Annotated in this window: 13 protein-coding genes and 2 pseudogenes; 5 read left to right on the top strand and 10 right to left on the bottom strand. The window is 68.7% G+C overall.

Annotated elements, in window-relative coordinates; genetic code table 11:
* Window positions 1-50: 50 nt before the first annotated feature.
* Genes IEX71_RS00075 through IEX71_RS00065 form a run of 3 tightly spaced genes read right to left on the bottom strand, consistent with a single transcriptional unit; the run spans window position 51 to window position 3063 of the window.
* Window positions 51-983, bottom strand: a complete 933-nt coding sequence (locus IEX71_RS00075; protein ID WP_188834956.1) for a type II secretion system F family protein — start codon at window positions 981-983, stop codon at window positions 51-53.
* Window positions 980-1843: a type II secretion system F family protein gene (locus tag IEX71_RS00070; protein ID WP_229749333.1), complete on the bottom strand. Its 864-nt coding sequence runs from the start codon at window positions 1841-1843 to the stop codon at window positions 980-982. Before IEX71_RS00070 ends, IEX71_RS00075 begins: the two co-directional genes overlap by 4 nt.
* Window positions 1840-3063: a TadA family conjugal transfer-associated ATPase gene (locus tag IEX71_RS00065; RefSeq protein ID WP_188834955.1), complete on the bottom strand. Its 1224-nt coding sequence runs from the start codon at window positions 3061-3063 to the stop codon at window positions 1840-1842. The genes IEX71_RS00070 and IEX71_RS00065 overlap by 4 nt, the downstream gene beginning before the upstream one ends.
* 258 nt (window positions 3064-3321) lie before the next feature.
* On the opposite strand from IEX71_RS00065, the gene IEX71_RS00060 reads away from it, so the two are divergent.
* The gene (locus IEX71_RS00060) at window positions 3322-7566 is read left to right on the top strand and encodes a type VII secretion EssC family protein (RefSeq protein WP_188834954.1); all 4245 of its coding nucleotides are present in this window, start codon (window positions 3322-3324) and stop codon (window positions 7564-7566) included.
* Window positions 7567-7658: 92 nt separating this feature from the next.
* Here IEX71_RS00060 and IEX71_RS00055 read toward each other — a convergent pair whose 3' ends face one another.
* A complete protein-coding gene (locus tag IEX71_RS00055; protein WP_188834953.1) occupies window positions 7659-8276 on the bottom strand; it encodes a DUF2249 domain-containing protein in 618 nt (205 codons plus the stop codon).
* A 57-nt stretch (window positions 8277-8333) separates the two neighbouring features.
* On the opposite strand from IEX71_RS00055, the gene IEX71_RS00050 reads away from it, so the two are divergent.
* Window positions 8334-8678 (top strand): cupin domain-containing protein, encoded by a 345-nt coding sequence (locus IEX71_RS00050; RefSeq protein ID WP_188834952.1) that lies wholly within the window; start codon window positions 8334-8336, stop codon window positions 8676-8678.
* On the top strand, window positions 8675-9301 hold the full coding sequence (locus IEX71_RS00045; protein ID WP_188834951.1) for a helix-turn-helix transcriptional regulator: 627 nt from the start codon (window positions 8675-8677) through the stop codon (window positions 9299-9301). The genes IEX71_RS00050 and IEX71_RS00045 overlap by 4 nt, the downstream gene beginning before the upstream one ends.
* A gap of 1 nt (window position 9302) precedes the next feature.
* Here IEX71_RS00045 and IEX71_RS00040 read toward each other — a convergent pair whose 3' ends face one another.
* From IEX71_RS00040 to IEX71_RS00030, 3 genes are read right to left on the bottom strand one after another with little or no spacing between them, the layout of a single operon-like run.
* A complete protein-coding gene (locus tag IEX71_RS00040; protein ID WP_188834950.1) occupies window positions 9303-10517 on the bottom strand; it encodes a cysteine desulfurase-like protein in 1215 nt (404 codons plus the stop codon).
* Window positions 10518-10570: 53 nt separating this feature from the next.
* Window positions 10571-11089, bottom strand: coding sequence for a DoxX family protein (locus IEX71_RS00035; RefSeq protein ID WP_188834949.1), 519 nt, complete (start codon window positions 11087-11089; stop codon window positions 10571-10573).
* A gap of 13 nt (window positions 11090-11102) precedes the next feature.
* Window positions 11103-11570: a nuclear transport factor 2 family protein gene (locus tag IEX71_RS00030; protein ID WP_188834948.1), complete on the bottom strand. Its 468-nt coding sequence runs from the start codon at window positions 11568-11570 to the stop codon at window positions 11103-11105.
* Between the two features lie 136 nt (window positions 11571-11706).
* Between IEX71_RS00030 and sigJ the strand changes: the two genes are divergently transcribed.
* Window positions 11707-12636, top strand: coding sequence for an RNA polymerase sigma factor SigJ (sigJ, locus tag IEX71_RS00025; protein ID WP_229749332.1), 930 nt, complete (start codon window positions 11707-11709; stop codon window positions 12634-12636).
* A 177-nt stretch (window positions 12637-12813) separates the two neighbouring features.
* Here the strand turns inward: sigJ and IEX71_RS22320 are convergent.
* Window positions 12814-13194: pseudogene (locus IEX71_RS22320) on the bottom strand (DUF4396 domain-containing protein); the annotation flags it as partial.
* A 312-nt stretch (window positions 13195-13506) separates the two neighbouring features.
* On the opposite strand from IEX71_RS22320, the gene IEX71_RS00015 reads away from it, so the two are divergent.
* Window positions 13507-14403 carry a phosphatase PAP2 family protein gene (locus IEX71_RS00015; RefSeq protein WP_188834946.1) on the top strand — a complete coding sequence of 299 codons (897 nt, stop codon included), beginning with the start codon at window positions 13507-13509 and terminating at the stop codon, window positions 14401-14403.
* 24 nt (window positions 14404-14427) lie between these two features.
* On the opposite strand, the gene IEX71_RS00010 is transcribed toward IEX71_RS00015, so the two are convergent.
* Both IEX71_RS00010 and IEX71_RS00005 read right to left on the bottom strand, forming a co-directional pair.
* A complete protein-coding gene (locus IEX71_RS00010) occupies window positions 14428-14982 on the bottom strand; it encodes a hypothetical protein (protein WP_229749331.1) in 555 nt (184 codons plus the stop codon).
* A 154-nt stretch (window positions 14983-15136) separates the two neighbouring features.
* Window positions 15137-15337, bottom strand: a pseudogene (locus tag IEX71_RS00005) (ISL3 family transposase); the annotation flags it as partial.
* Window positions 15338-15812: the final 475 nt, after the last annotated feature.

Raw genomic sequence — 15812 nt, 5'->3', positions numbered from 1 at the left:
GTGAACTGCCGTGACGGGGTGGCGCGGCATCCGCGGTCGGACGCCGAGCCTCAGATGGACATGTTGAGGACTCCGAGTCCGGGGAAGATCGCGAAGAGCACGGTCACCGGCAAGACGAGAAACACCACCGGGACCATCATCATCAGCTCGCGACGACCGCCGAGCTCGATCAGTTGTTGCTTGCTGGAGTCGCGGGCATCCTGTGCCTGCGCCCGCATCACGTCGGCCAGCGGTGTGCCGCGCTCGACCGCGATGACGACGCCGTCGACGAATCGGGACAGGCTCGGCACGCCGGTGCGATCGGCCAGTCCCTGCAATGCCTCGGGCAAACTGGATCCGGAGCGGGCATCGACCAGGCAGCGGGAGAGCTCTCCGGACAGCTCTCCGGAGGACAGGTCAGCGACCCGCTCGAGCGCTGCGGCCGCGCCTTCGCCGGCGGTCACGGCGAGCGCGAGCATCTCTGCCACTGCAGGGAACTCAGCGAGGATCTGCTGCTCGCGATGCTCGGCTGCGCGCGTCAGGGTCTGGTCGCGCAGGACGACCCCGCAGGCGAATGCGATCGACAGGATCAGGATGGCCCGCGCCGGTGATCCGCTACCGCCGACGAACGTAAGTGAGACGTAGAGACCACCGACGACCATCGCGACAAGGCCCCACAGGGCCTGCTGGGCGCGGAAGCCTTCGAGGTCCGGTGGCTGACCGGCGCGCTCCAACCGGGTGCGGACCGACGTCGCCCCACCGAGGACCTGGTCGACGTATTTGCCCATCCTGCGCAGCACCGGTGCGAGCACCTGGTTGACGTCCAACCGGTCGGTAGGGGTCGACAACAGCCGGGACGGCATCGGGGCATCACGGACGTAGGGCTCGATCCGGGAGCTGAGGTCCGGCTTGCGGTGGATGGGCAGGCCGACATACATCAGCAGGATGCCGACGCCCGCGACCAGCCCGAGCAGGGCGCCGAACCACGTGTAGGTCGCGATCATCGCAGCACTCGTGCTTCGACCGGGAGTCGTCCGATGCGGCGCATCACGCGGTAGGCGACGAACGTCACTGCGGTGCCGATAATCAGCACGACCACACCGCCGGGCTCCCTGTATGCCGCCAATGAGTCTCCACGAGTTGCCAGCATTGCCAACACGATCCACGGAGCCGCGACAGCGAGCCGAGCCGCGTTGACGGTCCAGGACTGCCGCGCCTCGAGCTCGGCACGAGTGCGCGCGTCATCACGCAGGAAGGTCGACAGGGTGCGCAACAACTTGCCGAGGTCGGTGCCGCCGACCTCGCGGGCGATCCGCAACGACTCCACCAGCCGGTCGGCCACTGGGTCGCTGAGCCGATGCTTCAACGCGTCGAGGCACTCGTGGAAACGCCCCGTCGCACGGTAGTCGTGCGCGAACTCCGCGAACGCCGGCCGGAGCTCCTCCGGTCCGCGGATGGCCAGCTGCGACAGCGACTCCGGCAGTGCCAGACCGGCACGCACCGCTGATGCGATGTGGTCGACGACGTCCGGCCACAGGTCACGCAACTGGCTGCGGCGCCGACGCGCCTTGCCACGCACCACGGCGATCGGCAGGTATGCCGCGATTGCCGCGAACGCCACCGCGATGGCCGGCACCGCGGTGGCTGCCATCACCACCAACAGCACGAACGCGCCCAGACAGCCGGACATCCACAGCAGCCGGGTCAAGGTGAGTCCGTTGATGGCGGACTGCACGACCTCGTCGTTCAACTGATCGCGCATCGTCGCGCGTGATCGTTGCGCGGGAGTCTCCTCGCGCGGCCAGAACGACCACCAGATGCACAGCAGTCCCGCCCCGAACATCAGCGGCAGAACAGTGTTCACCGCTCCCCCAACAGCTCGGCCACGTTGTAGCCGGCTCGGTGGAACTGCTCCTCGTGCGTGGGGAACCCGCTGCCGCGCACCAGGCGACCGTCGCGTTGCACGAAGATGTCGGCGAGTTCGACGACGTCACCCTCCACCCGTCCCGGCACGGCGACGATCTCGCGGACCCGACGCGCACCGTCCCGGTCCAGCGCGATGTGGACCACGAGATCGATCGACGCAGCGACGGTCGGGACAACGAAGGTGGAGCTGACGTTGGGTCCCGCGAGCAGCGGCAACGTGCACATCTTGACGATGGCCTCGCGGGCCGAGTTGGCGTGCAGGGTCGCCATACCCGGGAGTCCTGAGTTGAGCGCGATCAGCAGGTCCAGGCTCTCCTCCTGCCGGACCTCACCGACCACGATGCGCGACGGGCGCATCCGCAGTGCTTCTTTGACCAGCCGGCGCAACGGGATCTCACCGGTGCCCTCCAGACTCGGCTGCCGGCACTGCATCGCCGCCCAGTCGCGCAGGCTCAGCTGCAGTTCGAAGACTTCCTCGCAGGAGACGACGCGCTCCATCGACGGGATGGCACTGGCCAGGCAGTTGAGCGTGGTCGTCTTTCCGGCCTGGGTGCCGCCCGCGACCAGGATGTTGAGGCCCGAGGAGACGGCCGCGCCGAGGAACCTCGCAGCGGGGGCGGTGATCGTGCCGAGCCGCACCAGGTCGTCCAGGTGCCGGGCCCGTGCCACGAACTTGCGGATGTTGATCAGCCAGTGGCTGCGGGTGATGTCCGGGATGGCCACGTGCAGTCGACTGCCGTCGGGCAGTGTCGCGTCCACGAACGGCGAGCTGAGGTCGATGCGGCGGCCGCTGGGCTTCAGCATCCGCTCGACGAGGGTGCGAACCTGCTCGCCGGTCAGGATGGTCGGCGTCAGCTCCGACACGCCCTGGCGCGCCACGAACACCCGCTCCGGTTCGTTGATCCAGATCTCCTCGATCGTCGGATCGTCGAGGTAGGGCTGCAACGGGCCGTAACCCAGAACGGCGTCCAGAACGCGCTGAGTGGCTTTCTCCCGGTCGCCGAGCGGCGCCAGACCGCCGTGCAGGCTGCGCTCCTCGTAGTCCTGCACCGCGTCCCGCACCAAGGCGTGGAGCACCTGCTGGTCATGGGCCGGATCCAGTCGTTGCCGACGGATCAGCTCGCGGATCTCGTCCTCGATGACATCTGCGCCATCCATCGGACACCTCCCCTGAAACTCGCGTCCACGTCCGCAGTGAACCTGGACATAAAACACATGAACCGGCCCGGGATGGCGCGATCGGCCAAAAGATTTACCAACGCCATACCTTTGTGACCAACCCTCGGACACCCTGCCCCGGCGTCGTTCCGATCGATCTCCCCTGAGCATCCACCACCCGGACAGCCCGTGGAGGTTATCCACAGGCGGCGGTCCTCCGCGCAGCAGGGGTGCCCCCGATCGGCTGAGAATCGCCACATGACCACAGCTGCGACCGAGACTCCTACCGCCACGCGCAGCGCCTCCGAGCGCGCGCTGCGCGTGCACCTGGTGCCCGCGAACGGCGACCCGATCACCGTCTGTGTGCGCGCGCCGGAGGGCACGACCTGGTCGGCGGCACGCGAGGCCATCAGCGGATGTGGCATCGCCGTGCCCGATCAGCTGTATGCCGGCAGCCGACTGCTTGCCGAGGACACGCCTCTCGGGCACCCGCCGCTGATCAACGGCGTGCAACTGAGCAGACACCCGACCGCGGCCGACTCCCGTCATCTACTCGAATTGGTCGTCACCGAGGGGCCCGAGGTCGGGGCGCGCACCGCGCTGGGCCGGCAGGTGCAACGCATCGGTCGCGCCTCGTCCAACACCCTCACGCTGCGGGACCCGGACCTCTCCCGCACGCACTTGATCGTCGGGCTCGACCAGGGCCGGGCGATGGTCTCCGACACCGGGTCCACCAACGGCAGCCGCATCGACGACCGGCCGCTGGCGGCGGAGCGCCCGGTGGAGTTGCGCGCCGGGCAACGACTGCGTGCCGGGTCGACGACCTTCGCGCTCGAACGCTCACTCTCAGCCGACGACTCCGTGCTCACCGATGACTCGTGCCGCGTGCCGTTCCAACGAGCGCCGCGAACACCGTTGGAGATCAACGAGATCGAGCTCGATCGACCAACGCCTCCCCGCAAGCCCGAGCGGCACAAACTGCCGTGGCCGGTCATCGTGCTGCCCGCGATCCTGGCGCTGGTCATGGTGGTCGTGATGCACAACGCGATGTTCCTGATGTTCGCGTTGCTGGGCCCGGTGATGATGATCGGTCAACACGTCACCGAACGCCAGGGCGGATCGAGCCGGGCCAAGACGCAGCGTGCGGAGTATGCCGATGCGCTGCGCCGCCTCGACGACGACAAGCAATCGGCGGTGGACACCGAGCTCGGCATACGGCGTCGGATCACGCCGCCGATCAGCGAGACGCTGCGGACCGCCATCGCACGCGACGGGCGGCTGTGGTCGCGTGCGCCGTCACATCACGACTACCTGGTGTGCCGGGTCGGCACCGGCCGGATCCCCAGTCAGGTGCGGGTGACCGGCGGTGGCCGCGGCACCGAGACACTCCTGCTGCCGAACGCACCGATCTCCTTCTCCGCCAACGACGCCCGAGTGATCGGCGTCTCCGGAGCTGCCGCCGATCGTGCCCGTATGACGCAGGGGATCGTCCTCCAGTTGGCGGCGTGGCAGTCACCGCACTTCCTGCGCTTCGTCATCGTCTGTGACAGCACCGCCGCCCGGAAGCGTTGGGCCTGGGCCACCGCCCTGCCGCACGTCACCGGCACACCACACTCCGCGAGCACCATCGTCGACCTCGAGACCGACGAAAATGCCTGCACCCGTGCACTTTCCGAGCTGTTGCCGGAGAAGAACGACAGTCCGAGCTTGCACAACGAGACGCCGGTGGTGTCGACCGTCGTCATACTCGACGACTGCGCGCGGCTCAGCAATCGGCCGGAGGTCACCGCGCTGCTGCGGGAGGTCGAACGTGCTGGTGTCGCGCTGATCGCGGTCGGTGATGACGGAGACCTACCCGCCGAGTGCCAGGTGTCGATCGGTGTCCCGACCAGCACCACGGTCACGATCGCGGGCACGGTCAACGCCACCGGCTGCCCCGACCTGCCCGATGCCACGCTCGCCCGCGCCGTCGCCACCAGGCTGGCGGGCATCCGCGACGCCACTCCCGACGTCGGCTCCGGCGCACTGCCCGATCGCGCCGCGCTGCTGGACGTATGGCGCTCCGCCGGCTGCGATGCCACTGACGCCACACGCGTCCGCGACCAATGGCGTATGACGCCCCGGTCGACCGTCGCTCCGTTGGGCCTGACCGTCGACGGGGTCCTCCGCATCGACCTGGCTACCGATGGCCCACACGGACTGATCGCGGGCACCACCGGAGCGGGCAAGTCGGAGTTGCTGCAGACTCTGGTGACGTCGCTGGCCCTCGCGAACCGTCCGGACGAGATGGTCTTCGTGCTCGTCGATTACAAGGGCGGTGCGGCGTTCCAGGATTGCGCACTGCTGCCGCACACCGTCGGCCTCGTCACCGATCTGGATGCTCATCTGACCGCCCGGGCGCTGACGTCGCTCGGCGCGGAGGTCCGTCGTCGCGAGCAGGTGCTGGCCGCCGTCGGGGCCAAGGACATCGAGGATTACCAACGGATTCCGGGTGTGGCGACACTCGCCCGACTGGTTCTCGTCATCGACGAGTTCCGGGTCCTGGCCGAGGAGATGCCGGACTTCATCTCCGGCTTGGTCCGGTTGGCCGCCGTGGGGCGTTCGCTCGGCGTACACCTCGTGCTGGCGACGCAGCGTCCCGCCGGCGTGGTCTCCGCGGACATCCGGGCCAACGTCAACCTGCGCATCGCTTTGCGCGTGCGTGACAGCTCCGACTCGCAGGACGTGATCGACGCCGCCGATGCCGCGCAGATATCGGCAGCACTCCCGGGCCGTGCGATCATCCGCACCGGCGGCGGGCGGCCGGTGACGTTCCAGACCGCCCGGATCGGCGGGTGCAGCACCGGCGACACGGCCGACATCGAGGTGTCCGTCGCGGACGCCGGCCGCGCACCGACCCGGCTGAGCGCACTCGACGAGCCCGGAGGGCCGACCGATCTGCAACGTGTGGTCGCAGCGGTCACGGCCGCGAGTGCAGAGCTGGCCGTCAACGTTCCCGAATCCCCCTGGCTGCAACCACTTCCGGCCTCCGTGACCGTCGACGACCTGCGGGGGGTGCCGCACAGCGTGGGCGGCGAGCCGTGCCGGTCGGAAGCGATCCCGTTCGGCCTCACGGATGTCCCACAGGAGCAGACCACACGGCCGATCGCGTGGGACCTCGACGCCGACGGACACCTGGCGGTCATCGGCGGACCACGCAGCGGCCGGTCATCGCTGCTACGGACCATCGCCGTGCAAGCCGCCCGCACCTGGCCACAGCAGGGCCTGGCGGTCTATGTCATCGACGCCGGGTCCAACCTCGGATCCCTCGACGCGCTGCCGCAGGTGGGGGCCGTCATCGACCGGGACGACGCGGGCCGCATCAACCAGTTGGTGCAGTGGCTCAGCGGCGAAATCCGTTCTCGGCAACAGCAGTTCGCGCGGGATCAGGTCAGCGGTTTCGCTGAGCACCTACGCTCAGGAGGTCACCTCCCCCGCATCCTGCTACTCATCGACGGCTGGGAGACGCTCACCGAGATCAGCGAGGAGACGACCCTCGGGCGGCTCACCGATGAGTTACTCCAGTTGCTCCGGGACGGCTCCGCCGTCGGGCTGTATGCCGCCGCCACCGGCGGACGCACCCTCGCGACCGGCCGGGTGGTCAGCAGTTTCCCCCGCAAGCTGCTCCTCCGGCTCGCGGACTCCGGGGACGCGGTGCTGCTGGGCATGCGGGACGCCGACCTGCCCGAGACGATGCCGCCGGGCCGGGCGGTGGTGTGCCCGGACGGGCTCGAGCTGCAGGTCGCGACACCGATCGTGGACCTGACGGGTTCCGCTGTGGCACAGCACATCTCATCGATCGCAAAGCGCATGCGTGCCAGCGAGGTGCACCGTTTCGCGCCGATGCCGGAGCAGTGCCGACGGGCCGACCTGCCGTCCCCCACGGACCAGGTCGTCCTCGGCATCGGCGGCAGCGACATCGCACCGATCGGGCTGCCGTTCGGTGGGTTCGGTGAGCTGGCCGCGCTCATTGCCGGGCCGCCACGCAGCGGCCGCACGACCGCGCTGGCGACGGTTGCGCACCAGCTCTCCGACCGACCCATGTGCTGGGTCGGCGGTCACCGGGCTCCGGCGTCGCTTCCGCCGGACACGGAGGTCATCGACGCCGGAGTGCCGGAGGCACTCGCATCCTGGCTCAACGAGCACCCGGGCGGCGTGTTGCTGGTCGACGACCTCGACGAGATGCTCGGATCCCCGATCGACGACCTGGTCACCGACTATCTGCAGCACGGTCGTCGGCATGGCGGGATCGTCTGTGCCAGTGGACGATCCGACACGCTCAGCAACGCTTACCGCGGTGCGGTGGCAGAGCTGCGACGTAGGCAGACCGGCGTCATCCTGCAGCCCGGGCGTCGCGACGGCGACCTGCTCGGCGCCCGGCTGGGTCCGGCCGGACGACCGGCTCCGGGGCGCGGCGTCCTCGTCATACGCAGTCGGGCCGTGCCGATCCAGGTTGCAGCATGACCCCGCCGAATGACGGCTTCTTCGCCGACTGACGGTCGGATCGGATCGTCAGTCGGCGAAGAATCCGTCATTCGACATTCAGGGTGTGGTCGTCAGAGGCCGAGCTTGAGTTCCTGCCGGCGCTGCTGCACCAACAGCACCCGGAGCCCATCGTCGCCCGCGCTGAAGCCGCGGGTAGATCCCGCGGGGACGTGCACGAGTTCCCCTGCCGCCAAGGGGAGTTGCCCGACCTCGGTGACCAAGACACCATCACCGGACAGGACGTGGGCCAGTACATCGCAGCCCGGACCACGGTGCGGCTCAAGGGCGACACCGGCAGGCACCTCGACCACGCTGGCGTCCAGGTCGCGGTCGCGACCACCTAGGCGCCATACGGCACCGTCCGCACCCGGCTTGCCGCCGAGGTCGTCCGCCCGGCCGAGCGGCCGCGGGGTCGGGGTGCTCGAACGCCGGGTGATCCGGATCTGCCAGTCGCGCATCTCCTGGTTGAGGTATTCCCAGTCGTAGCCGCCGGGCCATTCGGCCTCGAACTCGTCATGCAGGTGTTTCGGGTCATGATCGTTGACCAGCACGAAGGAGTCGCCGACCGCGAGATCCCCGAAGGTCGCGAAGATCGTCGGGTGCTTGTCCGGCTTGCGCATGCCCCGTACGTCCAGGGTCTGAGCGGTGGCGTCCGTGGTGGGATCTGTGGCGGGGCTCGAGTCGGACATGGGGCCTGCTTCCGGTCGGTTGAGATTTCACAACGTGATGTTGTGTAAATTCTAGGCATGACTGATTCCGCCGTCGCTCTCGGACCACTCGCCGACGAACTCCTCGCCCAGTCCGCTGCGGCATCCAGCGGTCGGGCGACCCGTGCACTGCACGCCGCGCCAGGCGGGGTGCTGACACAGGTAGTGCTCGCGCTCATGTCCGGGCGCGAGCTCTCGGAGCACGAGAACCCCGGTGAGGCCTTCCTGCAGATCCTGCGTGGCCGCGCCCGGCTCACCGCTGGGGACGAGCAGTGGGACCTCGGGGCGGGTGACCTGGTCGCCATACCGCAACGCCGGCACGCTCTGCTGGCGCTGGAGGACGCGGTAGTGGTGCTGACCATGGCGCGGGTGACGTCGTTGTGAGTGCCACCCGGGCCACGATCCTGCAGGTGTTGCGCGACGACGCCGAGCTGTTGACGATCGCGCAGGTCGCCGAACGAGCCGGCGTGCACCCCAATACCGTGCGCTTCCACCTGGATTCGCTGCTCGCCAGCGGACAGGTCGAGCAGGTTCGCGCAACCCCGGACGGCCCCGGCCGGCCGACCATCCTGGTGCGCGCGGTCGCCGCGATGGACCGCAGTGGCCCGCAGCACGCCGAGACACTGGCGCAGTTGCTGCTCGCCGACATCGAGTCGCGGCCGCACCCGCAGGAGCACGCACGCGAAGCCGGTCGCAGGTGGGGCCGTCGCATCGCCGAGCGCGTGTATGCCGACGGCGCCGCCCCGGTCACCGGTCTCGTCGACGCCCTCGATGAGCTCGAATTCGCGCCCGAGCGCTCGAAATCCACGCAGTCATCGACGCGGATCGGACTGCACCACTGCCCCTTCCTCGACTTCACCACTCCGACGGGCGGGCTGGTGTGCGCCATACATCTGGGGCTGATGCAGGGCGTGCTCGACGGGTCCGACAGCGCCATACGGGTGGAACGGCTGGACCCGTTCGTACGGCCCGACCTGTGCTGCGCGCACCTGTCGTCCGCGAGCTGACCTACCGCAGGCAGTTGCCGACCGACGTCAGGAACCGATCGAGGTCGTCCTCGGTGCTGTACGGCGCCAGGCCGATCCGCAGCCCGGAGTCGACACCGAGCCGGCGCGCCGGCTCGTAGGCGTAGAACGTCCCGGCCGGTGCGTCGATGCCATCCGCCGCGAGACGGTCGGACACCTCCGCGGCCGGAAGATCGGCGAATGTCATGAACAGCGTCGGCGTCCGGTGCCCGGCGAGGGAATGGACCGTCACGCCCGGCAACTGCGCGAGACCGTCCTCGAGTCGTGCACGCAGCGTGTCCTCGTGCTGCTCGAGCGCAGCGAGCGAGGCGCGCAACCGGTCCCGGCGGGTGCCCTCGGCCGGAACGAGTCCTGCCAGGAAGTCGACTGCCGCCGTGGTCCCGGCCAGCAATTCGTATGGAAGCGTGCCGAGTTCGAAGCGCTCTGGCACGTCGTCGGTCGACGGCCGCAGCTTGTCGGGCGCGAGGTCGCGCAGCAGGTCGGCCCGGCCGGTCAGCACCCCGCAGTGCGGACCGAGGAACTTGTATGGCGAGCACACGTAGAGATCCGCACCCAGCGCCGGCACGTCGACGAAACTGTGCGCCGTGTGGTGCACCCCGTCGACATACAGCAGGGCCGGCGTGCCGTGGACCAACTCCGCGACAGCGGCCAGATCCGGCCTCGTACCAATGAGATTCGAGGCGGCCGTCACCGCGACCAACCGGGTGCGCGGCGTCAATTGATCGGCGACGGACGCCAGATCGAGCTCACCGGTGGCCGGGTCGAAATCCGCCCAGCTGACCTGCACCCCGGCGCGGCCAGCGGCGATCAGCCACGGGCCGACGTTCGCGTCGTGATCCAGCCGGCTGAGAATGATGTCGTCGCCGGACCGCCAGCCCTGGGACAGCGTGCGCGCCATCTCGAACGTCAGTGCCGTGGCGCTGCGGCCGAAGGCGACCGTCCCCGGGTCGACGCCGAGCAGATCGCCCATCGCCGCACGCGCACCCAGCACGATCGCATCGGCGTTGCGCTCGGCCGGTGTGCGCCGGCCGCGGTTGGACAGCGGCGCGGTCAGCGCGTCATACACGGCTCGGGCGACCGGCTCGGGAGTCTGCGTCCCACCCGGAGCGTCGAAGTGCGCCCGCCCGCTGCGCAATGACGGGAACTGCTCCCGCACCGCCGCGACGTCATACTGCCGAGTTGTTGTCGAGTGCTCCATCGCATGGCCTTTCGCGGGTACCGAAGGTGACGAGTCTTCAGCATCCCAGCCGTTCAGCGCACGGGTTCACCCGGCTTCGCGCCCTCGACCGCGGCCGGTGCCTTCCCCGGCGTGGCGGTGCGGGAGAGCACCACCAGATTGGCGATCACGGCGAGGATCAGGACGAGCAGGACGGTCGGCAGCACGTCATGCCGCGGCAGCGACGGCCCATCGGCGAACTCGTCCCAACGCGCCCACACCACCGCACCCGCGAGGGCGGCCCACAGTGCCGTCTCGAGCGCCGGAAGCCACTCCAGCTGCCGAAGGTGAAAACCACTGGCCATCAACGAGATCACGGCGATACCGAGTCCCGCGAGCGGGGTCAGCCAGTCCGCCGTGTCGAACACCACCGGAGCCACCAGGCCGATGCCGGCGGCGACCTCGCAGGTGCCGATGAGGACCGTCAGGCCTCGTGGCAGACGGTCGAAACCGTCCCACCGCTCGGAGACGGCACCGAGCAGCTTCGGGATCCCGGCGGCGAGGAAGAAGACCGCGAGCAGCGCCTCGACGATCCACACGATCGTGTCGTACATTGCGAACCACCCCTCAACTGGAGAACTGGTGCGCGGCCGCAGCGCCTGGCGCAACTGCGGTGCCGCCCAATGCCGATGGGTCGAAATAGCGCACCTCATAAGTGCGTTCGGCAAACCGCCAGCCATTCTCGGTACGCCGATACCGGTCGTGGTAAACGCCGTAGTTCACCCCTTCTCGGCCGTCCGTCAACCGGGCGAGCTCGTGCACGTAGGTGCGTCCGGACGCGCTGTCCCCGTTGAGCTCGACAGCGCCGGAATGACTGGTCTGGACGAAGAAGTCCCACGCGCCCTGGAGTCTCTCGCTGTCCCGGGCGATCGCGGAGCCGATCGACTCCAGCGGGACATCGGGCATCCGTAGCACGCCGTCGTCGGTGAAGAGTGCTGCGATGCGCGCAGGATCGTGCATCATCACCGCATCGGTGAATTCCGCTCGTAATGCTTCGATCTCGACGCGGTCGGCTACTGGTTGCAGGTCTGGCATCTGACAAGTCCTCTCAGAGAATCGGTGATGCCTGGTTCGACGCAGCGACGCCCACAAATGTCAGGTGCACGGGCAGACCTGACATTTGAGCGCCGGACCGTGTCGAATGAGAGGAGACCACCAGGAGGCTGAGGACGTGAGCACACCGATCGACCCGGAGGCCGGCGACGTCGAAGTGCGCTCGGTCATGGACGAGCGCCGGAACCTGCTCAACGTCGGCTACCGACTGTTGGGCTCACTCATCGAGGCCGAGGACGTGGTGCAGGAGGCCTACACCCGCTGGTACGGCATGTCACCGTCGGAGCGCGCCGCGATCGAGAACCCGGGCGCCTGGCTCACCACGGTGACCAGTCGCATCTGCCTCAGCCAGCTGACCTCGGCGAGGGTGCGCCGTGAGACGTATGTCGGGAACTGGATCCCCGAGCCACTACCGGGCCCGGACATGGCGACCCATGGAGCCTCCGACGACGTCGCCGCCGATCCGGTCGACCGGGTCACCCTCGACGAGTCGGTCGGCATGGCGCTGATGGTCGTCATGGAGTCGATGACGCCGGCCGAGCGGGTGGCGTTCATCCTGCACGACGTCTTCGGCTACCGGTTCGCGGAGATTGCGGAGATCGTCGGCCGCAGTCCGGGCGCCTGCCGTCAGCTGGCGTCGTCTGCACGCTCACGGGTCCGCGCAGCCGGGGCCGACGCGGCGTCAGCGGTCCGGCGCCCCGACGTGATCCGTCGATTCGAGGCGGCCTGGCGTGCGAAGGACATCGACACACTGGTCGAGTTGCTCGACCCGAGCGTGGTCGCCACGGCCGACAGCGGTGGCCGCGCTGTCGCCTTCCGTGAACCTCTGGAGGGTCGCGACGCCGTCCTCGAGGTGTGGCTACAACTCGCCGACCGCATCGGCGAGCTGACGCTGCACCAGCGATCGGTCAATGGTCAGCCAGGTCTGATCGCCAAGGACGCCGAAGGGACGACCGTCAGCATCTATGCCTTCGACGTCGTCGACGACGTGATCCGCCGCATCTGGGCCATCCGCAACCCGGACAAGCTCGGACCCTGGCTGGCCTGACGAGTGCTGGCCCCAACCCGCCTCGTCGGCGATCGAGACCGTCAGCCCACCGAGCAGGAACGCGATCAGCACCGCCACGAGCGACCCGGTGGGCAGGGCCGGCACCCGGCGTCGCCACCCGGTGTCGGACGCCGTCATACCGTGGAACTCGTGCGTGAGCGCGTGGCCCTTGCCGCGGCTCAGCAGCCACTTGTTGACCGGCACCGCGACGAGGAACGCAGCGGTCAGCGAGATCATCATGCCGACCCAGAAGACGACGTTGACCAGGCCGGCGTTCATCGCCCCGGGAAGCACGAGCATGACGAGGTTGTCGGCCACTTCCATGGTCGCGATGGACAGCGTGTCCGCAGCGAGCACGACACTGAGCGCTGCCAACGGCGCCACACCGACCTTCACGAGCGGCAGCGTCGAGAGCGAGTAACCGAAGACGAACGCCAGCGCGATCGAGATCGCCACGGACCATCCGCTGCCCAGGCCCGCGCCGGTCGCGATCATCAGGCCGGCGATCTCGCCGATCGCACAGCCGGTGAGGCAGTGCAGGGTCGCCGCGACCGCCATCGACAAGTTCGCGCCGGCATGGTGCTCGTGCGTTGCGGACATCTCATGATGCTGATCGTGCTGGTGGTCCATCGGCCTCTCCATCACCCGTCGGTTGCGCGTCGACCATGTCGAACATATACCCCCTACGGGTATATTCCACACATCGTTCCATCGCGAGCCACCGCGGCCGGAGATCGGTTCGCAGCCACGGCTCCCTGGCTGTTCATCCCGTCACATCGAGCGAATTCAAGTGGAGCATCCCTCCGGTTGGGCGTAGCGTCGAATGCATACGGATGAACCCTCCACTTCACCGCATCGACGGGGGGAAAGATGACCATCGGACACAGCCTCACTTTCCGGTCCGCGCCGCCTCGCGGCCACCGGAGGGCACAGGTCGCCCACCCGGCTACGCCGCACCGGAGGGCGTCACCCGCCATACGCTCTGCGGCGCGCGAGTTGTTGCTGCTCGTCATCCTCTACGTCGGCTACACCGGCAGCCGTCTGCTGGCCGATGACAACCTGTCGGACGCCGCCGGTCGCGCCAAGGGTCTGCTGCACGTCGAGGCCGTCCTCGACGCCGATTGGGAGCACCGGATCAACGCCGCCTTCGTCGACCACGACTGGCTCGGCCTCTTCGGCAGCTATTGGTATGCCGCCGGCCACTACGTGGTGACACTGGCCGTGCTGATCTGGCTGTATGCCCGACACCGTCACGTCTACTTCCGGGCGCGGACCGCACTCGTCACCGCCACCCTCGTCGCGCTGATCTTCTACCTGGCGATGCCGACCGCTCCCCCGCGGCTCGTCGGCGGCTTCACCGATGTGCTCAATCTGCACGCCGACGTCGGATGGTGGGGCGCCGAGGCGTCCGCGCCGAAGGGCATGGGCAGCACCACCAACCAGCTTGCCGCGTTCCCGTCGATGCACGCCGGCTGGGCGCTGTGGGTTGGCCTCGCGATCGCTGCGGCGACGCGGTCGTGGCTCGCCCGCGTACTCGGATTCGCTTATGCCGCAACGACTGCCGTCGTCGTGGTTGGCACCGCCAACCACTGGGTCGTCGACGTGGTCGTCGGCGGCGCCGTCGTCGCACTCGCCTGGCTGGCGTCGGCGGCCGTGTCCCGAGCGGTTGCGACTGCGATGGCGCGCATCCGGGACCTCAGGGTCCAGGTCACGGTGCCGTATGCCGTGCCGGTCCCCGGCTTCCGGCTCACCATCAGCCACAAGTGACGAGGCACCCGCCTGCTTCGCCGGTCACGACCGAGATGCCACAGCGCGACGTCGGTAGGACCAGGTCAGCACCAAGAGTGCCGGACCCCACAGGTTCAACGGCGCGTAGCAGGCGGTGAAGACGGCCACCCAAGTGCCGCTCGCCATACTGCCCGGCCCGTGGCCCGTCCACACCGGCCAGAAGCCGACCGTCCAGATCAGCACGAGCGCCACCGAGCCCAGCGCGGCGGCGGTGATCACGGCCTTCGGTCGGACCGCGCGGCCCCCGAGACGCGGCACCCAACGTGGTATCTCCTCGCCCAACGGCTGGACCAGGCCGAACGCGGTCAACGCAACAGCCTCGGAGAGGAGGCTGATGACCGCTACGTAGACCGAGCTCCACCCGTGCGAGACCCAGCGGTCGCCGTCGGGATCCAACTGGCCCATGGAAAACCCGAAGGCCACCGCCAATCGCCACAGCCCCGAGGGCAGCACCAGCAGTGGGATCGCATGTGCCAGCCGGCGGGCCCACCGCGGCGCCGCGCATCCTGCGTCGTCGTCCGAGGTTCGGGTGCGGCTGGCTGTGCTGAGAGTGGTCATTCCTGCACTCTTGCCCCGACGCCGTGCCCTCGCGTCCCTCGGCGGAGTGGACTGTGCCCCTCGATGGAGGGAACTGCGCAGCTTTGCCCTGGTATGACGAAAGCGCCTCGAACTCCGAAGAGTCCGAGGCGCTTTCCGTGCTACTTCACAAGTACCGCCGGATCACGGTGTCACGAGCAGCGCCTTCGCTGCCGCACCGTCGGCAAGACTGATCTGGTTCCACCACGCGGCACGCGAGGACCGCACGATCCGGTTCAAGTCGTTGTCCGGTCACGCTCAGACCGAGGCCGTCGAGTCGAGCGAAGGCGCTCAGGTCAGGGCGGCCGAAGCCGGCCGGCGGGGTAGCGTCGGACACGTCGAGGTCTTTCGGATGGATGGCGTAGGAACCTCCGTCGTCGGGAGACCTCGGCGTCTATCTGCGGACCGACGCGCCCGGCCGACCTACACCGTCATCTGAGAAGACCCCTGAAACGTCTTCGACGACGACGGGACCGGCGAGGAGGAGGGCGCGGTGAGCTAAAGGAATGGAGCTTGCTCGGCTTCGACGCCGCCGCAAGCTCCGGTGAAACGGTCGGTACTGGTCGGTCGTCGTCGGTCACCACCGGATGGCGGCGTCCCCCCACGCTCGGCGTTTGCGCAGGTCAGCGGCTCGTTCGCCCAGTGGGCGCATCAAGCGATAGACGCAAAGCCGACGTGATTAGGTCGTCGGTTCGATTCCGACAGGCGGCTCCGGCGAACAGCCCCTGACCTGCGCAAACGCAGGGCAGGGGCGGTTCGGTTCTGGTGGTCGCGCGATGCGCTGGCCTCACGGCTCTGCCCGACACCGACGT

This window comes from Flexivirga endophytica (genome assembly GCF_014640635.1).
Taxonomy (GTDB): Bacteria; Actinomycetota; Actinomycetes; order Actinomycetales; family Dermatophilaceae; genus Flexivirga; species Flexivirga endophytica.
The sequence above is the reverse complement of the archived record's forward strand: the minus strand, read 5'-3'. Positions and strand labels throughout refer to the sequence as shown.